Raw genomic sequence first — 19313 nt, forward strand, 5'->3', positions numbered from 1 at the left:
CAAATCGGCAGCATGATTGCCTCGGACGTTCCACTTAAAAATCTCAGAAAACTGTCCGAACGAGTGAGGCCACCTCTGCCTTCACGCTTCGCCGCCGCCGAATTCCTCCCGGCCGAAACCGACTGCCCAACTTGCCCGCTTCGCGGAGCTGAACGATTCGGCAGGCCCGAACGGGCACGTTCTCGGCCGGGCGCGCGCCTATACGCCGGCCCCGCCCGCGGCCCTGCTTCTCGGCCGGCGTCACGCCTCGCGGCCGATGCCGGCGACGAGCCCGTTGCCGGTCGGCACGCTCTGCAGCGTCGGCCCGGCAGCCGGCTGATACTCGGGCACCCAGCGCCGCAGATCGCGCCGCACTTCGTCGTCGCTCAGCACACGGTGCTGCATCAGCCACGGCAGCAGCTCGTCGAGCAGGTGATCGGGCACCTCGCGCGCGCGCGCGGTGCGCAGCTTCGGATGCGGCGTGCGGGTCGTCGTCTCGTCGTCGGCGAGCAGTTCCTCGTAGAGCTTCTCGCCCGGACGCAGCCCGCTGAACTCGATGCGGATGTGATCCTCGGTGAAGCCGTAGAGGCGGATCAGATCGCGCGCGAGATCGACGATCTTCACCGGCTCGCCCATGTCGAGGATGAAGATCTCGCCGCCCTGCCCCATGCTCGACGCCTGCAGCACGAGCTGCGACGCCTCGGGAATCGTCATGAAGAAACGCGTGATCTCCGGATGCGTGACCGTTACCGGACCGCCCTTCGCGATCTGCTGCTGGAATTTCGGAATCACGCTGCCCGCGCTGCCGAGCACGTTGCCGAAGCGCACCGTCTCGAACTGCGTGCGCGCGCTCGTCTGCTGCAGTGCCTGACAGGCCATCTCCGCGAGGCGCTTGCTCGCGCCCATCACGTTCGTCGGGTTCACGGCCTTGTCGGTCGAGATCAGCACGAAATGCCGGACGTCGTGGCGGATCGCCGCACGCGCGACGCGATACGTGCCGAGCACGTTGTTGCGCAACGCCTGCCACGCGTTGAGCTCCTCCATCAGCGGCACGTGCTTGTACGCGGCCGCGTGGAACACGATGTGCGGCGCATAGCGCGACATCACCTGATCGAGCAGCAGCGAATCCTTCGCATCCCCGATGATCGGCACGACGGGCAGATCGGGAAAGCGCTCGCGGAGCTCTTCGGTCAGGCGATACATCGCGTATTCGGACAAATCGAAGGCGATCAGTTGCGCGGGCTGGAATTTCAGGATCTGGCGGCAGAGCTCCGAGCCGATCGAGCCGCCCGCGCCCGTCACCATCACGACGCGGCCGCGCAGCAGCGCTTCGACGTGCGGCGTGTCGATCGTCACGGCCTCGCGGCCGAGCAGATCCTCGAGGTCGATCTGACGGATCTGCGACAGGAAGCCCTGGCCCGGCATCAGCGCGGTCAGCGACGGCAGCACCATCGCCTTGACGCCGGCGCGCACGCAGAGCGTGGCGACGCGGCGCTGCGCTTCGACCGAAGCGGACGGGATCGCGATGATCGCGTATTCGGCCTTCGCGGTCTCGGCCCAGTGCGCGACTTCGCTAATGGGGCCGAGCACCTTGTAGCCGTAGACTTCGCGCCCGTGCTTCGCGGGATCGTCGTCGAGCAGGCCGGCGAGACGCCATTCGCCGGAGCGCGACAGCTCGCGCGCGAGGCTCGCGCCCGCAGAACCCGCACCGAGCACGAGGACCGGCTTACCCTGGCCCACGAGTCCGCCGTACAGGTAAAACTCCTTCGTCGTGCGATAAAGCGCACGGGCACCACCCATTGCCAGGAACAACAGCATCGGCGTCAGCACGAGCACCGAACGCGGGATGATCGGCGCAGGTTGCAACATGACGGCACCGATCATCACAATCAAGCTGCCGAATATGACCGCTTTGGAAATCCGTACCAAGTCGGGCAAACTCGCGAACACCCAAAGGCCACGATAGAGCCCAAACACATGAAACATCACCCCATACACAGGGATGATCCAGGCGAGCGCGATTAGTCCACCAGACAGGAACTCTCCCGGAACGGAACCATTGAATCTGACAAGATAAGCAATCAGCCATGCGCCGCAAACTGCCGTCAAGTCGAACAAGAATGCGCTTAGCGACAGCCACGATGCTTTTGGTCTAATCATAAGTGGCAAACCTCGTATAGCTATTTTGTTTTCGCTGCGGATACGTGATGCCATCGGAGATCAATCGCGGCACCGACAATCGCCAGTACGCCGTACCACAGGCAGAACACGGCCCATTGCTTGCATGTCGATCGGCCCAACGCCCACAGTGCCGCGGCGATACCGGCGCACATGATGACGTATGCACACTCCGCCATACGCGCATGTCCGACGCCCGAACGAATCACCCGCTGATAGTAATGCTCGCGATGCGCTTGCCAAAACTTCTCACCTCGTAACAAACGTCTCAGTAATGTTACGGATGCATCACATATAAAGGGAGCAAACACGATGGCCGGAAACCAGATCGGCCATGCACCCGTGCGCCACCCCCAGTAGCCGAACGCGCCCGCGAGGAAGCCGACGGAAATAGATCCGGCATCGCCGAGAAAGAGTTTCGCCGGGTGAAAGTTCAACCACAGGAACCCCCCTGCCGCTCCCGCGATCGCTGCGGATGCGAGCGCAAGTCCCGGTGACGAATTCGGCGCCAGAAACGCCGCGGCTGAATAAGCGCCGAAACCGAACAGCGTCATGCCACCCGCCAGTCCGTCCGCGCCATCCATGAAATTATAGAGATTGATGAGCCATAACATCAGAAAAGCAACGAGCGTCAGCCACCACCACGGCGCCAAAGCCGGATACGCGAGCATCAATATCGCCACAGCCAAGAGATGTCCAGCGAATCGCACGCGCGCCGACAAGCCTCGTCGATCGTCGACTTGAGACATGGTTGCGAGTCCCAATGTGAGCAAGGCGATCACCCAAAGTTCGGGGGTGAAGAGCATCATGGCCGCAACCGACACCGGCACGACCCCCCATCCGCCAACGCGCGGCGTCGGACGAACATGAAGCGAACGGTCATTGGGGACGTCGGTCGCCAAGCGCCACGCAAGACCGGTCGCCAGCAAACCACGCAAGATCGCAGCGCACACCGCCGCTGCGCACAGGAAAATTCCGATGGCGCCCAGCCACGGAGAAACCAAACCATTCAGCATGACGGAATTCTACTCGGGAGAACAAGTGGTTCGATACCATCGAGCGGTCGCACACAAACCTTCACGTGTAGAAAATGGGGGGCGCCAGTCGAGCGTGCGACGTATCAGCGATGCATCTACGCGAAGACTGCCGGTCAGCCGCTCGATTTGCGGCGTGCGTCCCATCACGCGCCCCAACAGGTACAGCGCTCGCGTTGGCACTGGAAAGAGTCGTGCTGGCTTGTTCAACTGCTCGCCAATAACTTTCAGCAGATCCGTTACCGTCGGTGCGTCGTCGTCGGCCACATGAAAGGTGCAATTGGCTGCTCTCGGATCGTCCACGCAGCATGTCAGCACATCGGCGAGATTACCAACGTACAAGAGGCTGCGTCGTGCGCTGATCATTCCAAGCGGCAGTGGAACGCCACGCGCAACTACACGCATGAGACTCAAGAAATTCGCCCGCACGCCCGGCCCATAGACGAGTGGTGGACGGATGATCACAATCTCCATTCCGGACGCTCGCCCGAGCTGTCGCAGCGCCTCTTCCGCTTTCCACTTCGAATGCCCATAGGCATCTTCGGGGCGCGGCTCGGCGTCTTCGGTCAACGGCACGCCGCCGTCGCGTTCCGCCACCGCCTTGATGCTACTCACGAACACGAAGCGGCGCGCGCCCAGCTGACGAGCAGCACGTGCGATCCGCAATGTTCCAGTCACGTTGGTCGCGTCGAAAGCTGCCTGTGGATCGCGCACGCCATCCCGCATGACATGTACACGGGCAGCTAGGTGGACGACGCAGTCGATCACCTCGCCCGACCGAAATGCATTGTCATCGAGACCGACGAAATCGGCGCGATCGTCAACCCATTCCACTACGCCATGAACGCAACCGCCCGCCCGTCTGACGAGTCCTGTCACGTGATGTCCGCGATTCAGAAGGGACTCACACGCCGCACGCCCCACAAAACCGTTCGCGCCAGTCACGAGAATTCGACTCACCACCATCTCCAGCCGAAACGATTAAAGAACTTAAATGCCGACGCGACAAACAAGCGGACGTGCAACCATCCCTTACGAGCCGCCCCTCCGCCGTAATGCACGATGCGCACGTCGGGAACATAGGCGACGCGCGTCACGTCGTGCGCGCGCAAGCTGAGATCATAGTCCTCGAAATAAAGGAAGTAGCGCGCATCGAAGCCAGCAAGCGATTTGAGCACGTCCGTTCGAAACAACATGAAACAACCGCTGACGATCGGCGGTTCCCAAACGACGTCCCGCTCGTTGATCCGATCACGCATCTCATACCGCGCAAGACGCGCGCCGAATGGCTTTCGCAAACGAACCGGCAGGAAACCGCGCACAAAAAGATCGAGGACGGTCGGAACACGTCGACAAAGATATTGAATGTGCCCGTCCTCGCCTGCAATGAAAGGGGACAACAAGCCGAGAGCGGGATGACGGTCGAAGAAGTCAAGCGAACACGCCAGCGCATCGTTATCGAGATCGATATCCGGATTCAGGATGAGGTGATACCCGCTGTCGATCTGATCGATTGCAAGATTGTGCCCGCATCCATAGCCGACATTGCCGTGTCCTGACAGGACTGCGCTGCCGATGCCGTAATCGCGCAGCAAATCTGACGCCGGAGAGAGATCATGTGCGCCGCCGTTGTTCACGAGGTAGACGAAGATCGGCAATGCTGGCCACCGGCTGCGAAGTCTGTCGACGGCAACGCACAGACTGTACGCGGTCCGCATCAACACTGTCATGTCCGGCCGGTACACGACGATCGATATGGTCAATCCCCGCCCAAATCCGGGCTGCAACGTGGAGACAGTCATTTCAGAATCAGGAAAACTCGCCCCTTGCCAATTGGCAGGCGATTCATGCATCGAAAATGCAAGTTTGATGAAAAGTCGCGAAACGAGCAAGCCGGCTCACGCTCGACAAGCGCCCTCTACGCACCCAGTCCAGTGGCAAGAAATCTCGTAAGCGCTCGTCAGAACATCGCACGAGCCCGCTCACGATTGATTACACGCCATACGCCCGCACCGGATGCCGACACAAATTCCAAAACCGTTACAGTTGTTACAATCCGCGAATTTCATTATGAAAAATTACAAAATGCCATCATCTCTCCAACCGCGCTACACTACGAAAACGATTAGCTTCAACACCATCGGGCGCCGCCCGCCGTAAGGACTGGGCGCTATGGTCACCATGTCTCGGCGGCGCAGTTAAGTGGATTAGGCTTGCACGTCACTCGTTCAGCATGCCCAACTCCGGAACGTCATGTCGCTCGACACGGCCGCGTCGAGCGGCGCGCTTCCGAGCGGACATGTCTGCGGTGTCGGTTGGAATTTGCGCCATCCCGACTTTTACGAAGCAAGCTGCCTCCGGCTGCGCCGTTCGCCCGAAGCGCTCCCCGCGCCGGAGATCGAATCCCATCCCCATATCCCTCTAGATAGTCAGCAACATAATGTTCATCCTGTTCGGCTCGCCGAGATCGGGCACCACCCTCTTCAAAGAATCCCTCAATCTCCACAGTGCGATATTCATTCCGAATCAAACCACGTTCATCAGCCCGGTCGCTCACGTCATCAGCTGCATCAGCGATTGGTCGGCCGCGCGCAAAATCATCGCCGAGATCATTGTCTCGACCGATGACTACCGCGAAGTGCTTGAACCGTACATCTCGGTTCAGGAAGTCGAAGCCGTGCTTGCGCAAGCCGAACCGACGCTCGCGGGCGTCCTGTCAGCGATCTACGGCCGCATCGCAAGCAACACGGGCAAACACGTCTGCGGCGACAAGACCCCGGACGACCTGCTGTCCATCCGTAAGCTCGAACAGGTCGGCCTGCTCAACTCAAATCTCAAGTTCATCCACATCGTCCGCGACGTTCGCGGCGCGATGGCATCGCTGAGAAATGTGACGTGGGCCCCTCAGGGGATCGACGAGTACTTTCCCCGCCTCTGGAACTACACCAACCTGCATCTTTTCAAAGCGATGCAGGGGCGAACGAACTATCTGCTCGTTCGCTACGAAGACCTCGTGTCCGATCCGCGCATCGCACTGTCTTGCACTTCGTTTTTCCTCGGCCTGCCGTTCGAGGAAAACATGCTCGACAATACGCAACGAGCGCCTGTGTTGCGCAACGATCAGAGCCATCTGAACCTGTCGCAGCCCTTCCTCAAGGAACGGGCGCAGTCCTGGCAAAACGAACTCCCGCCAGAGATCAACCGCCATTGCGTCACCACGGCGGCCGAGGCAATGGCAGCATTCGGCTACCTCTGAGCGTGCGCGTTGGCAAGGCCACGGCGCCAACGCGCCCTCGCCTTGCTGCGCCACCAATGACACCGTTTACGCTCACGAGCCGACGGCATCGATCACGCTCCAATCGTCAACCAATCACCGTCGATCCAAAGGCTTCCGCGTGACGCGGGTCGATGGCGTATTCGTAGAATGCCGCCCGTGTCGGAAAGGCGGGCAGCGTCGTCTGAAAGAAGCACAGCAGTTCCGTCATGCCCTTGTTGTCGAGAAAACGCTTGAACGCGGCCAGATCCGCCGCGCCCAACTCGGTGGAAAAGAGCCTCGGACCGGACATTGCCAATGCTTGGGCAATCACGGCCGCAATTTCGATCCGTACTTTGCTCAGATCTTCCTTGATCGTATTGCGCTCGTGCACTCGGTAGACAATATGCTCACGATCGCCATCGACACACACTGAACTGTGTGCAAACGCAAACATCAGGAAATCGAGATCATGGCAGTACCGCAACGGCTGGAAACCACCAGCAGCTTGCCACAGCGCACGGTCGAACACCATGTTCGACGTCGTCGCGACAAAATTCTCGTTCAGGAGCGCCAGTTGAGCAAGCTTAGTGTCGTCGAGGAACTGCTGCGCCCGCCTCAGCCAATCGATCGCGGCGCCGCTATGCTGCCTAACGCCGTTGTCATCCATGATGCTGACTCGCCCCGCAATGAGACCGACGCCGGGTTGCTCGCGCACGATCGCTCTGCAACGCGCGAGTTTGGTAGGTACAAAAACGTCGTCGGAGTTGAGAACGGCGACAAAGTCACCGCGGCTCAAGCCAATCGCGCGATTGATCGTGTTATGCGCTCCAGCGTTGTCTTGTCGATACGCCTTCGCCTTTGGAATCTTCGACAGCACGCGCTGCGCGACGTCAAAGCCGTTGTCGGACGAACCGTCGTCGATCAGAATGATCTCGTCGGCCTGCGACGTCTGCGACAGCACGCTATCCAGCGCGCTTTCGATGTAACGGGCATGATTGTAGAGAGGGATCACGACCGAGATGGTGGCGGCCTCTACTGCTCCCGCAGAGGTCGCACGACAGAATCGGAAAATCGACATATTCGTCAATCAGTATATGCTGACCGGTCGCAAGCGGCCGGTGCTTCGTTCATTGAATATCGGTATCGAAGAACGGGAAGTAGCGCGATCGGTAGTGCAAATCTCTCGTTCGTTCCTTGATGAAGCGCGCGGGATTTCCGCCGACGATCGTATAAGGCGCCACGTCACGCGTCACGACCGCCCCCGCACCGACAACCGCCCCTTCGCCGATGTGTACGCCGGGACAAATGATCGCGCGCGCGCCGATCCACGCGTGATCCTCGATCACCACCGGTTTGCATAGACACACGAAATCCGGATTCTGCGGATCGTGCGTCAAGGTCTGGATCAACGTGTAGTGTGAAATGTTGACGTTGTTCCCGATCGTCAGCGGCACGCGGCCGTCGAGATACGTGTAGCGGTTGACGACGGTGTTGTCGCCGATCGAGATGTGATAGCCGGTAACGAAGCATCCCATCGCAATGCTCGAATCCCGGCCGATCCGCACCTGGCAGAATCGCCGCAAAAACCAATGCCGGATGCGATACGGCATGTAGTTCATGAAGAGGTGATTGCCGAGATAAAAACACACTGCCGGCTTGAAACGCCAGCGGACGAAACGGCAGAACGACTTCAACGAATGGATCATGTGCCCCCTCTCACGCCGCTCAGCGATTCGCGGCTTTCACTGCGCCCTCGATGATTTCCTCGTACCGCTTGACGATATTCGCGAAATCGAATCGCTCATAGATCTTGCAACGACCAAGCATGCCGCGCTTTTGCCACACGTCGGCATTCGATGCCATCTCGTCCATCGCATCGGCAAGGCGCGGAGCGATCGCATACTGCCGAGGCACATAGGCAAGTTCATCCAGCAGTTTCGAGTTCAGGTTCGGCGTATCGCCGTATTCGTTTGGAATCAGTATGCCAACATCGCCGTTCTCGATCACTTCCGCCGACGCGCCGGTGTCGGTCAGTATCATCGGCTTTTGATAGAACATCGCCTCGTTCATTGCGATGCTCCACCCTTCGATGAACGACGGCAGAAGAAAAGCATCCGCCATTCGATGCACGTCCTCGACATCGGGGAAATAACCCGGCATCAGAATATGCTGCTCGAGTCCATGTTCGACAAGATACTGGCGCAGCGCGTCAACGTGCGGCGGGAAGATAACATTGCCAACGCACAGTATCTTTACGTCCTGTCGGCGCGTCAGCAAATGGCGCATCGCATCCGCCATCACGTAGTGCCCCTTGTGCAAATTGTAGGACGCAACGTTCGCGAAGACGTAATCCGTGTCGGCGAGACCTAGCTGCGCGCGTGTCAGCTTTGCCGGTTTCCTCTCCCTCGCTTCGTGCTCCGAAAGGATCAACCCGTTCGGCACGGTCACGACCTTGCTCTCCGATACGCCGAGCTTCTGCACCGCGTAACGCGTCGCATTTTTCGAGACCGACACGTAGTGATCCACGTACCGGTCGTTGCTCGCGAACGACTGCGCCTGCGCGTCCGAAAAGAACGCGTAAACATTGTGGATGAACGTGATGTTCGGAATGCCGAGCCGCGCGAACAGCGGATAACCGGTATCCGAGAAGTGCGACATCGAGACATCTGCGGTCAATTCACGGAGCACGCGCTCGTACGCCGCAAGCGTGTTCGAAGACGGCAGACCGACCACCGTCAAACCCGCGTCGCGCGCAACAGCGCCGAGATGCCCAACCTTGCCCGGCGTGACGATCGTTACGTCGAATCGGTTTCTATCGAATGCGATCGCCGAGTCGAGCACCACTTTTTCAAGACCGCCTTTATCGAACGACGCCAATTCGATCACGACGCCGAGTCGGCCGTCCGAACGCGGGCGACGCTGCGGCGGCTTACGAAACATTGAAAGCAAGGAGCGCAACATGAATTTGAATGAAGTCCAGTGATTTCGTCAGTGAATATCGAACGCGTTCGACCGGAGTTTGCGGGAGCCCGCCTTGACTCCGATGGAGTCGAGCAAACCCGACAACAGGTTCGCGACGCTCTCCACGGAATACTCGGCGGCAGCCGCCACAAAGCCGGCATCGGCGACATGCTGCCAAAGCTGGCGATCTTCGTGCAGTTTCACGATCGCATCGGCGATCTCCTCCGCGCCGTCGCCCTCGAGCACCTGCTCGCCAGCGACGAGCCCCATCCCCTCGCTCGCCACCTTGCTCAGTACGCACGGTAGCCCGTGCAATAGACTGGACACAACCTTGCCTTTGATTCCTGCACCGAAACGCAGCGGCGCGACTGAAACTCGCGCGGCGTCCATCACTTCTCCAAGGTTCTCCACGAAACCGACGATCGTCACGCCGGCGACAGGGTTATCGAGCGTGCGCACTTCATCTGTCGTGCCGCTACCCACGATGCGCAATTCCGCATCCGGCAAACGCCGGCGCACGAGCGGCCAAATGTCCTTTACCAGGAACTTCACGGCATCGACGTTGGGACGGTGAGCAAAACCGCCGACAAACAGCACGCCCGAGCGCTCGTCGAACGAACGGGTCGACCGAGTAGGCAAGCGCGGAATCGGAATTCGATGTACGTTCGCGTCCGGCACGATGTCTCTGAGGATGTCGCCCTCGAGGCGGCTGACGACGATCGTCGCGTTGGCCTCGGACACCGCCTGAATCTCCGCTCGCCGCAACAGCAGCGCCTCTTCGAGAGCCTCCGGCGAACGCTCGAGAATCGCCGCTCGCTCTTCCCGCAGATAATGCAAGTCGACTGTGCCGAACACGATCTTGATACCCGGCACATCATGGCGAAGCGGCTCGATCACGTGTCGCGCGACAATGATGCGCTGTGCGATCACAACCGCGGCGCCCTTCGCTTCTTCTGTCACGAGACGATTGAGCGACGGAAGATCGGTAGCATATTGCACGCGCACGCCCCAGCGCCGAAGCGCGTCCGCATAGCTTTCGACTGGCGTCTGCTCGAAGGCCGCGATGAAACTTACGTCGAATCCGAACTCGCGGAAGATGCGCATGTACCAGTACGCGTCGACCGATCCGGAGTCTTGATCGGGCTTCGGCACGAACGCATCGACGATCACGATCTTCGGACGATGCGACAGCGGCAGCACGTCACCGAACGCCCGATCAGCGCGGAACAATTTTTCGTAACGCTGCCGAAGCGACCAGCGTTGATGCGCATCATCCCATGTAGAACTGACGGGAACGTCGGCGCACTCGTCCGGACCATGTGCGGTAAACCGCGCGAACGGCTGCAGATACGTATTCGCACCGCGCTTGGCGAGTTCGAGCGCAATCAACACAAGACCAGTCGAAACCGGCGGCACGTGATCGAACGCGCTTGCGATATCGTCCCAGATGCGCTTGCGGATTGCGATGATCCCGGGGCTCGCCGCCTTCACCGGAACGACGGTGCGAATCAACGGGTTGTCCGCCGCCAAGCCGACGCCGAACGGCTTCATCCGAGCGCTCGCATCGACAACGGCGCCTGCCGCCCGCACCTGCCCGTGCCTGTTGAGCACGAGCCCAGTCACGGCCGCCGCATCGGGAAAGCGCGCGAAGACCTCGTCAATCGCCTCAAGCCAACCGGGATGTGCAGCAAGATCTTCCGAAATCAACACGACAAATGCCTCGTCCGGCGACGCGATGAACTCGGCCAGCGTGGCGAGCGACATCCCCGCCTCCACGATCGCAAGTGCGCGGACCCCACTGTCGGCCACGAGCCGCGCGTCTGCCGGACCGGCCAGCAATACCTGGAACGGAACCGACGTCGTATGCTGACTCAACGCAGCGAGACAGTGGTCGAGCGCCTTGCCGCGACCGGTCGATTGAACGACCACGATCGCGCGCGGTACGGCAGATTGCTCGAATCGACGCAGCGTGCTCGCCGATACGGCGGTGGATATGACGGCCTCGGCGACACGGCCTCCCGGAACAGCATCCGAACGTGCCGAAGCTTGCCGCTGGCGAGCCGTGCGCAGACGCCGCGCAGCAAAACGCAACGGTTTCGTGACGCGCCAAGAGGCCGAGCGGAAAATCATGTCGGCTTGTTGGCGCAGATCTTCGTTCTCACGCAGCAGCGCCGCTATCGAAGGCTCGATCGCGGGTTCAGCCACCGGCCCGGCAGCAAACGCGTGCAGCGAACCAACCCCACCCGCGTTCGCGCGCTTCACATACCCCGCCATTTCGTCGACTTGCGACAGCAGCTGCCTCGACACTTCTTTCTGCTCAGCGAGCGCATTCAGCACTTCCCGAACGGGCATTGCGTCGGCAGGCTGCGCGGCGATAACCGCCCGAGGCACATCCCCCCCCCTCAGGCGGCCCAGTTCGCTCGTGAGCTTCGCGATCTGCGCGTTGCACTCGATGATGACTTCATTAAGTCTCACGGTTTCGACCGTTAGACGACCGATTTCCGCATCGCGCTTTAGCACCTCTTCGGTCAGTCTGACAGTGTCGGCCACCAGACGGCCGATTTCGTCAGCACGGCTCATCGTCTCGGTCGTCAAGCGCACGATCTCGGCGCCTTGGGCGCCGATCTGATCGTTGCGGGCGTTGTCGTAACGGCCGAATGACACGCCGCCGTCCAGGAGATCGTCGTCCGGCTCCGGAATCGGGCCGTCGGATGCGATCGCGATGAAATAGACCGGATCCACGACGCCGAGCGTCGAACGATATTCGCCGATCGAAGTTTCCGACCAGCAATGGATCTCACGTGCGCCCACCCTCCCTTCTCGCTGCAGCACGGAACCCGCGATCGGCTTCTGCTCGAAGAGAACGAAATGCTTGAATCCACTCTTCAACCATTCGACGAACTCGTCGCGATCGAGTTCGCGTACGTGATATTCGTTCGGCGGCGCACCCGGCGGCGAATAGATCGGTCGATTGGGCGTCGAAATTATCATCAGACCATTGGGTTTCAGCACGCGACGGGCCTCGCGCATGAAAGCCTCGTGCTCACGGAAATGCTCTAGCGTCTCGAACGAATTGAGTATGTCGACCGAAGCATCCGGCAGCGGGATGCTTGTCGCGCTACCGTATTCGAATCGCAAATTGGCCTGGTCGCCATACCTGACGCGTGCGTTCTGTACGGCTCGCGCGTCGATATCGACGCCGATCACGGACTTCGCAGCTTGCGCGAGCAGTGCCGACCCATAGCCCTCCCCGGACGCGATGTCGAGCACATCCTTGCCCGCGCAGAGCCCCGTCGAGAAGAGATAGCGATGATAGTGCTCGTATTGAATCGGGCCGCCCACCCCAGGCAGATAACGCTCACCGGTAAACTCGTGACCGTTTTCTGCACCTTTGAATCGAAACCTTCGGGCTTGCATTGTCATGTTGAAAAATCCTGCTCTACTAACTGGCGTAGCCTGGATGAACTGATCTCATTATTTGCTCCGCCGTCCTCCGCTGGTAGCGGCGACAATCACGCGACGCGATCGGATCCGCCCGTCACTACGATGCCGGCGAAACTTCGACGTGCACCATCGGCACACCGACGAGCGCGTGCCTGACCCTCGACGTATGCACGTCGAGCGGCAGCGCATCATGAATCCAATGGAGTTGGATGTGATCGTATTGCGTGCCTTCCGCCACGGCCACATTGATCGAGAAACGCCCTACGGGCAAGACGGGCATCAAGAACGAAAACTCCGCGCAAAGCGTAGTGTCCCCGTCACAGCGAACCGGCCTGTCTGCGTAACTCGCGTAGGTATTATCTCCGATCAGTTCCTGCCCCCGCTCATTCTTCAGAAAGAAGCCAACGATGGGCGACACGAGTGCATCGTCCACCTTGATGGCGACGCGCAACGTCACGGCCTCGCCACCGACGATCCACTCGAGCCGCCGCTTCTCGCCATCGACGAACGAGACGTCGACAATCTGCGCGCCGCCGGAGCCGAACGCCCGTGCATGGTGATCGAATGGCAGCACCTGAATGTCATTGCGCAGCGGCGATGCATTAATGATGTCTCGACGCTGGTCGTGCGCAGCGGGCACCTGCTTCGGCTCGACACGCTGCACACCGCTGGCAGTCCGCGCACTCGACGCCCCATGTCGCGCCTCCAAGTACGCAGTACAGACTTCAGCAGGGTCGCCCTCGGCAACGATTCGTCCGCTATCGATCCAGATTACCTTCGAGCACAGTTTCTTGATCGTCGACGTATCATGGCTGACGAACAGAATGGTTCCGTGCTTCTTGAAGACATGAAGAAACCGGTAACACTTCTGATTGAAGAAGGCGTCGCCCACGGCAAGCGCCTCGTCGATGATCAGGATGTCCGCATCGACGTGTGCAATCACTGCGAACGCCAAGCGCACGAACATGCCACTCGAATAGGTCTTGACCGGTTGATCGATGAAGTCGCCAATGTCGGCGAACGCCACGATCGAATCGTAGCGCTCGTCGATCTGCTGACGCGACAGCCCGTACAACTGCGCGTTCAGATAGATGTTCTCGCGGCCCGTGTATTCGACGTCGAAGCCGGAGCCGAGTTCGAGGAGCGCAGCCACCTTTCCGCGAACCACGATGTCTCCTGCCGTCGGCGCCAGCGTCCCGCACACGATCTGCAAAAGCGTGCTCTTGCCCGAGCCATTGCGACCGATGATGCCGACCGTCTCGCCTGCGGCCACGGAAAAGCTCACGTCGCGCAGTGCCCAAAACATGTTTGAAAGCGTGTCCGCACGGCGATGTGCCGCACTGCGCGCGGCCGCATTCGGCGCGAACCTGGCTGCGGCTCCAAGCACACTTCTTTTCAGCCGATCGGCAGGCCGTTCGTATGACGCGAACCCCTTGCTGATCTGGATAGCTTCGATTGCTATGTTTTCAGGCATGTAAACTGTTGGTCCCGAGGCGGCTTCGCGCGTCGCAAGGCGAACCGAGTGCGACATGCTCGCCCGCGAAAGGTGACGCTTCGGCCGTGGGAAACGACGCCGATGGCAAATAGGCCGTGATTCTACCTCGTTTCTCCATTTCACAATATGGGAAATTCTGCGTAGGCCTCGTTCGCTGCTCGCGGCTACGCGCCGGGCATCCAAATCCCACGGGCTATTGCGACTGTGACATTGCCACGTCGGTGCACAATCCGGCCCCTCCGGCATGCGCAACCGATTTCAGCATTTACACTTCGACACAAACAGTGTCGAAGCCCCGCCCGATCAACTGCAAATCCAGTGTGAGATAATTGCGCGTGCCGAGTGAGCCCTCGCCCCGCAACGCCGCCTCGAGATAGTCAACACAGATGCCGGCGCCCTTGCTCCATGCCCGCGAAGTTGCGACCAGCCGTCGCGCCGATCGCTTAAATGCCCGACATCCTTTGTCATTTCCGCTGAGATAGCCAATCGAATCTATGCAAAGCTTTAGCGTTTCGCCGCGATACCTCGCCGCATCGCTGGTGAAGAACCGGCGTCTGATGTTCGATCTTGCACGGCGCGACGCCGTCGGACGCTACAAAGGATCGTTCCTCGGCATACTCTGGTCGTTGCTCACGCCGATCATGATGCTAAGCGTCTATACATTCGTGTTCAGCGAGGTCTTCAAGTCGCGCTGGAGCGATTCCGCGCACAGCGCGTCGAAAGGCGAGTTCGCAGTCGTACTATTCGCCGGCATGATCATGTTCAACCTGTTCTCGGAATGCATCAACCGTGCGCCGTCGCAGATCCTGTCGAATACGAACTTCGTCAAGAAAATCGTGTTTCCGCTCGAAGTCCTGCCATGTGTGACTCTACTGTCAGCTTTGTTCCACCTCTGCGTCAGCGTGCTCATTCTCCTCGTTGCCGAATGGTTCATCGTTGGCACCGTACCCACAACCGCCTTGCTGTTTCCAATCGTCCTCGCCCCCCTTTGCGTCTTCATCATGGGCGTGAGCTGGATGCTTGCCGCGACGGGGGTCTATTTGCGCGACATCGGCCAAACGGTCGGCATCGCCATCACCGCGCTGATGTTCCTGTCACCGGTTTTCTTTCCGGTTTCCTCTCTGCCGGAGCGGTTTCGAGGATTCGTCTATTTAAATCCCATGACGTTCCCGATCGAGCAAAGTCGCGATGTGCTCGTCTGGGGTCGCATGATCGACTGGAATCACTGGATTTCTTATTCGGTGATGGCGGCAATCATCGCCTGGATCGGATTTGCCTGGTTCCAAAAAACCCGCAGGGGCTTTGCAGATGTCATCTGAAGTCGTCATCCGCGCTACTTCGCTGAGCAAGGGTTTCGAGTCGTACAACAAGCCGGCCGATCGCCTGAAGCGAAGCGTCTACGGATTGCTGGGCGGCATCGCGCCGCTAGCCACGCTAAGGCGCAGGCTGCTCACGCACGCACGATCTTGCGTTCGCATGTTCTGGGCACTCAAGGACGTCGACTTCGAGATCGCCCGTGGCGAAACGGTTGGGATCATCGGACGCAACGGCTCCGGCAAGAGTACTCTGCTACAGATCGTGTGCGGAACGCTCGCGCCAACGACAGGCGACGTGCGCACGAATGGTCGCATTGCCGCGTTGCTGGAACTCGGCTCCGGCTTCGACGCCGAATATACGGGCCGCGAGAATATCTACATCAACGGCCAGCTTCACGGGTTGACGCGTGAGCAGATCGACGCCCGCGTCGAAGACATCATCGCGTTCGCCGACATCGGACACTTCATCGATCAACCGGTCAAGATTTATTCGAGCGGCATGTTCGTGCGCCTCGCGTTCGCGGTGATCGCGCACGTCGACGCCGACATTCTCGTCGTCGACGAAGCGTTGGCGGTCGGCGATGCCTTCTTCACCCAGAAGTGCATGCGCTTTCTGCGGCGTTTCCAGCAAACCGGAACGGTACTCTTCGTGAGTCACGACGCGTCGGCGATCCGCGGGTTGTGCGACCGCGTCATTTGGCTCGATCGCGGTCAGATACTTGAATCGGGTAGCGCCAAGGCAGTATGCACTCACTACTTCGAGGCGTTCTACAAGCAGCAGCAAGGCGAAGGCGTCACATGGCAGCATGACGAGAAAGTGAGCGCGAAGGCGTCGGTTGATCAGGCCGAGCGCGACTCGGACATCGCGACGGCGGATCAACGGCTGCTTTTTCCGTTGCGCAAAACAGTCCCTGTCCCGCAAAACACAGGGATATGCATCGATCCGCATACGCTTCCCATCCACCGCACTCGCGAGCTTATCGAATCGGCACACCTGACCAACGAAAACGGCGCGCCTATCGCGTGGGTAATCGGCAGCGAGCACGTCGTGCTTCGTATCCTCGTACGACGCCCCAACTGCGGCTCAACGCCCACCATTGCGTTTTTTGTCAAAGATAGGCTCGGCGAACCGCTTTTCGGCGACGACACTTCGTTCGCACAGGTTGCGGACGAGGCTGACGCACACGCGAGCCCCGCGATCATGGCCGAGTTTCGGTTCGACATGCCGATTCTGCCTCCTGGCGAATACGCATTCTCCGTTTTCTGCACGACCTGCAAAAACGGGCCAATCGAGGTCGCCGATTGCATTCACGACGCTTTGATCGTGAAGTCCGAAGCGTCCCGCGTGGCGACCGGCCTCATCGGCGTACCGATGAGCCGCATCGATCTCTACGTTCGCGAGTCCGCTGGGGAAATTTGAGCGGCGCGGCGGCGAAGCGCTCCGTCCAACTCGACTTGCGTATGCAGCCCAACATACATGACATCCGGCCAACCTTCCAATCTCCAGGCCACCGCGCCAACTCATAGCGATACGCGTGCGGGCGCTGAGCACGAGCCTGAACGAAGCAATGCAATTCAACGCATCGCCGAACTCGAGCACGAACTCGTCACCCTTCGCGCGGACCTCGTGCGCCACCTGTCGGCGGAAAGCAAACGCGAGCAATTGGAACGCGAATTGGCTACGCTGCGCCAATCCGTATCCTGGCGCATCACCGCACCATTGAGGCAGATCGCGGCCGTCGCGCGAATCGTGCGCATCGTCAGCGAGACAATTCAGCGGCAAGCAAACGTTCAGGGGAATTATGCGGGCGCGTTCATGTACTACGGCAAAGCGCTTCGCCGCGAAGGCCTTGGTGGCTTTTTCGCTCGCCTTCGACGTTTGCGCGGCGGCATGGGATTTGCTGACGCCCCGCCGTCCGAAGCTGTCTATCACGCATGGATCGACAAATACGACACGCTCGGTGATGCGCAGCGCCTGGAAGCACAGATGCTGATGCAGGCCTTCAAGCGCAAACCGGTGATTTCGATCGTCGTGCCGACATACAACAGCGACCCGTCGCTGCTGGACGCGATGATCCGGTCGGTGCGCACACAAATCTATCCGCACTGGGAACTTTGCCTTGCCGACGACGCGTCGACAAGTGACGCGCCTGGTCGGATCATCCGCCAGCACCAAGCCGAAGATGTGCGAATCAAGGCCGTGTTCCGCGAAACGAACGGCCATATCTCTGAAGCCAGCAACAGTGCGCTGACGCTTGCGACAGGCGAGTACATTGCGCTGCTCGATCACGATGACATCCTGCCCGCCCATGCGCTGTTCGTCGTCGCCCAATACATGAATCGCCACCCCGACGCACGCATGTTCTATAGCGACGAGGATAAGCTCACCGAGGACGGCAAGCGGACGATGCCGTATTTCAAGAGCGATTGGAATCCGGCGATGTTTGCGACGCAGAACATGTTCTCTCACCTCGGCGTCATTGAGACGGCGCTGGTCAAAGCCGCAGGCGGCTTTCGCCCGGGCTTCGAGGGCAGCCAGGATTACGACCTGGCGTGGCGATGTGTCGAAATCGCCGGGCACGCCACGGTGGTCCATATTCCGCATGTGCTCTATCACTGGCGGATCACGCCGAGCAGTACCGCCGGGACCCGTGACGCAAAACCCTACGCAGCGCAAGCGGCGCTTCGCGCCGTCGACGAGCATCTGAAGCGGACCAGCATTGCGGCCACGGTCGAACAGCCATTCGATTCGCTCGGCATCCTGCGTATTCGCTATACGATTCCAAGCCCAGCGCCACGAGTTTCGATCGTCATTCCGACTCGGGATGGCGTCGCCCTCGTGCGGCAGTGCATTGACAGCGTCCTGCAAAAAACGCTCTACCCCAACTATGAGATCATTGTTGTCGATAACGGCAGTTTCGAAAACGAAACGCTCGCGTACTTCGCCGAAATCGGACAGCGGCCGAACGTCCGGATTCTGCGCGACGATTCACCATTCAACTTTTCCGCGTTGAACAATCGCGCGGCGGCCGTGTCGACCGGTGCCTATCTCTGCCTGCTGAACAACGATACCGAGGTTATCTCGCCCGATTGGCTTGATGAGATGGTGGGCCTCGCGTCACAGCCTGGCAACGGCGCGGTCGGCGCTGCGCTCTGGTATCCGAACGACGTGCTCCAGCACGGCGGTGTTCTGCTCGGCCTCGGCGGCATCGCTGGTCATATGCATCACATGTTGAGGCGTGGGCATCTCGGATATTTCAATCGTGCAGTGACGATGCAGAATCTGTCTGCGGTCACCGCCGCCTGCCTCGTGATTCGAAAGTCTGTATTCGACGAAGTCGGCGGGATGAACGAGGAACTCGCCGTCGCATTTAATGATGTCGACTTCTGCTTGCGGGTTCGCGAAGCAGGTTACGCAAACGTGTGGACGCCTTACGCCGAGCTCTATCACCACGAATCGGCGACGCGCGGCTCTGACATGGCGCCGGAGAAGTACGCACGCTTTGCAAGGGAAGTCGACTGGATGGAGCAACGCTGGGGGGCCGCGCTCGAACGCGATCCTGCCTACAACCCGAATCTATCGCTAGGCACTGACGTTTTACCCTTCACGCTCGCCGATCCGCCGCGCGTGCGCATGTTCGACTGAACTG

General features: G+C 59.9%; 13 protein-coding genes. 4 read left to right on the forward strand and 9 right to left on the reverse strand.

Features of this window, described 5'->3' with window-relative positions; translation table 11 throughout:
• Positions 1 to 240: 240 nt before the first annotated feature.
• Genes WS91_RS25065 through WS91_RS25080 form a run of 4 tightly spaced genes read right to left on the reverse strand, consistent with a single transcriptional unit; the run spans position 241 to position 4993 of the window.
• Complete coding sequence (locus WS91_RS25065; RefSeq protein WP_059583599.1) at positions 241 to 2139, reverse strand: polysaccharide biosynthesis protein; 1899 nt, start codon at positions 2137 to 2139, stop codon at positions 241 to 243.
• Positions 2140 to 2159: 20 nt separating this feature from the next.
• Entirely contained in the window at positions 2160 to 3173 is a 1014-nt protein-coding gene (locus tag WS91_RS36330; protein WP_059671244.1) for an MraY family glycosyltransferase, read from the reverse strand.
• A 9-nt stretch (positions 3174 to 3182) separates the two neighbouring features.
• A complete protein-coding gene (locus WS91_RS36335; RefSeq protein ID WP_063889479.1) occupies positions 3183 to 4151 on the reverse strand; it encodes a UDP-glucose 4-epimerase family protein in 969 nt (322 codons plus the stop codon).
• Positions 4148 to 4993 carry a glycosyltransferase gene (locus WS91_RS25080; protein ID WP_059583592.1) on the reverse strand — a complete coding sequence of 282 codons (846 nt, stop codon included), beginning with the start codon at positions 4991 to 4993 and terminating at the stop codon, positions 4148 to 4150. The genes WS91_RS36335 and WS91_RS25080 overlap by 4 nt, the downstream gene beginning before the upstream one ends.
• Before the next feature lie 638 nt (positions 4994 to 5631).
• Here WS91_RS25080 and WS91_RS25090 point away from each other — a divergent pair.
• Positions 5632 to 6447 carry a sulfotransferase family protein gene (locus tag WS91_RS25090; RefSeq protein ID WP_059583587.1) on the forward strand — a complete coding sequence of 272 codons (816 nt, stop codon included), beginning with the start codon at positions 5632 to 5634 and terminating at the stop codon, positions 6445 to 6447.
• Positions 6448 to 6553: 106 nt separating this feature from the next.
• Here WS91_RS25090 and WS91_RS25095 read toward each other — a convergent pair whose 3' ends face one another.
• The 5 genes from WS91_RS25095 to WS91_RS25115 all read right to left on the reverse strand — a co-directional run bounded on the left by WS91_RS25095 (position 6554) and on the right by WS91_RS25115 (position 14326).
• The gene (locus WS91_RS25095) at positions 6554 to 7459 is read right to left on the reverse strand and encodes a glycosyltransferase family 2 protein (protein WP_231752092.1); all 906 of its coding nucleotides are present in this window, start codon (positions 7457 to 7459) and stop codon (positions 6554 to 6556) included.
• 115 nt (positions 7460 to 7574) lie between these two features.
• Positions 7575 to 8153 carry an acyltransferase gene (locus WS91_RS25100; RefSeq protein WP_006025513.1) on the reverse strand — a complete coding sequence of 193 codons (579 nt, stop codon included), beginning with the start codon at positions 8151 to 8153 and terminating at the stop codon, positions 7575 to 7577.
• A gap of 19 nt (positions 8154 to 8172) precedes the next feature.
• Entirely contained in the window at positions 8173 to 9408 is a 1236-nt protein-coding gene (locus WS91_RS25105; protein WP_059583583.1) for a glycosyltransferase family 4 protein, read from the reverse strand.
• Positions 9409 to 9435: 27 nt separating this feature from the next.
• The gene (locus WS91_RS25110) at positions 9436 to 12831 is read right to left on the reverse strand and encodes a glycosyltransferase (RefSeq protein WP_059583582.1); all 3396 of its coding nucleotides are present in this window, start codon (positions 12829 to 12831) and stop codon (positions 9436 to 9438) included.
• 118 nt (positions 12832 to 12949) lie between these two features.
• Positions 12950 to 14326 (reverse strand): ABC transporter ATP-binding protein, encoded by a 1377-nt coding sequence (locus tag WS91_RS25115; protein WP_059583688.1) that lies wholly within the window; start codon positions 14324 to 14326, stop codon positions 12950 to 12952.
• A gap of 515 nt (positions 14327 to 14841) precedes the next feature.
• Here WS91_RS25115 and WS91_RS25120 point away from each other — a divergent pair.
• The 3 genes from WS91_RS25120 (at position 14842) to WS91_RS25130 (ending at position 19309) form a co-directional block, all read left to right on the forward strand.
• Complete coding sequence (locus WS91_RS25120; protein WP_059583580.1) at positions 14842 to 15666, forward strand: ABC transporter permease; 825 nt, start codon at positions 14842 to 14844, stop codon at positions 15664 to 15666.
• On the forward strand, positions 15656 to 17083 hold the full coding sequence (locus tag WS91_RS25125) for an ABC transporter ATP-binding protein (protein ID WP_059583578.1): 1428 nt from the start codon (positions 15656 to 15658) through the stop codon (positions 17081 to 17083). The genes WS91_RS25120 and WS91_RS25125 overlap by 11 nt, the downstream gene beginning before the upstream one ends.
• 300 nt (positions 17084 to 17383) lie before the next feature.
• Positions 17384 to 19309, forward strand: coding sequence for a glycosyltransferase family 2 protein (locus tag WS91_RS25130; protein WP_082717248.1), 1926 nt, complete (start codon positions 17384 to 17386; stop codon positions 19307 to 19309).
• Positions 19310 to 19313: the final 4 nt, after the last annotated feature.

It is taken from the genome of Burkholderia sp. MSMB1498, assembly GCF_001526245.1.
In the GTDB taxonomy this organism is placed as follows: domain Bacteria; phylum Pseudomonadota; class Gammaproteobacteria; order Burkholderiales; family Burkholderiaceae; genus Burkholderia; species Burkholderia savannae.

Excerpts from the sequence above, each read along its gene's own strand:
- WS91_RS25125 (WP_059583578.1), top strand. The coding sequence starts at position 15,656 with ATGTCATCTGAAGTCGTCATCCGCGCTACTTCGCTGAGCAAGGGTTTC.
- WS91_RS25115 (WP_059583688.1), bottom strand. The coding sequence starts at position 14,326 with ATGCCTGAAAACATAGCAATCGAAGCTATCCAGATCAGCAAGGGGTTC.
- WS91_RS25110 (WP_059583582.1), bottom strand. The coding sequence starts at position 12,831 with ATGACAATGCAAGCCCGAAGGTTTCGATTCAAAGGTGCAGAAAACGGT.
- WS91_RS36330 (WP_059671244.1), bottom strand. The coding sequence starts at position 3,173 with ATGCTGAATGGTTTGGTTTCTCCGTGGCTGGGCGCCATCGGAATTTTC.
- WS91_RS25120 (WP_059583580.1), top strand. The coding sequence starts at position 14,842 with ATGCAAAGCTTTAGCGTTTCGCCGCGATACCTCGCCGCATCGCTGGTG.
- WS91_RS25065 (WP_059583599.1), bottom strand. The coding sequence starts at position 2,139 with ATGATTAGACCAAAAGCATCGTGGCTGTCGCTAAGCGCATTCTTGTTC.
- WS91_RS25105 (WP_059583583.1), bottom strand. The coding sequence starts at position 9,408 with ATGTTGCGCTCCTTGCTTTCAATGTTTCGTAAGCCGCCGCAGCGTCGC.
- WS91_RS25080 (WP_059583592.1), bottom strand. The coding sequence starts at position 4,993 with ATGACTGTCTCCACGTTGCAGCCCGGATTTGGGCGGGGATTGACCATA.
- WS91_RS25090 (WP_059583587.1), top strand. The coding sequence starts at position 5,632 with ATGTTCATCCTGTTCGGCTCGCCGAGATCGGGCACCACCCTCTTCAAA.
- WS91_RS25100 (WP_006025513.1), bottom strand. The coding sequence starts at position 8,153 with ATGATCCATTCGTTGAAGTCGTTCTGCCGTTTCGTCCGCTGGCGTTTC.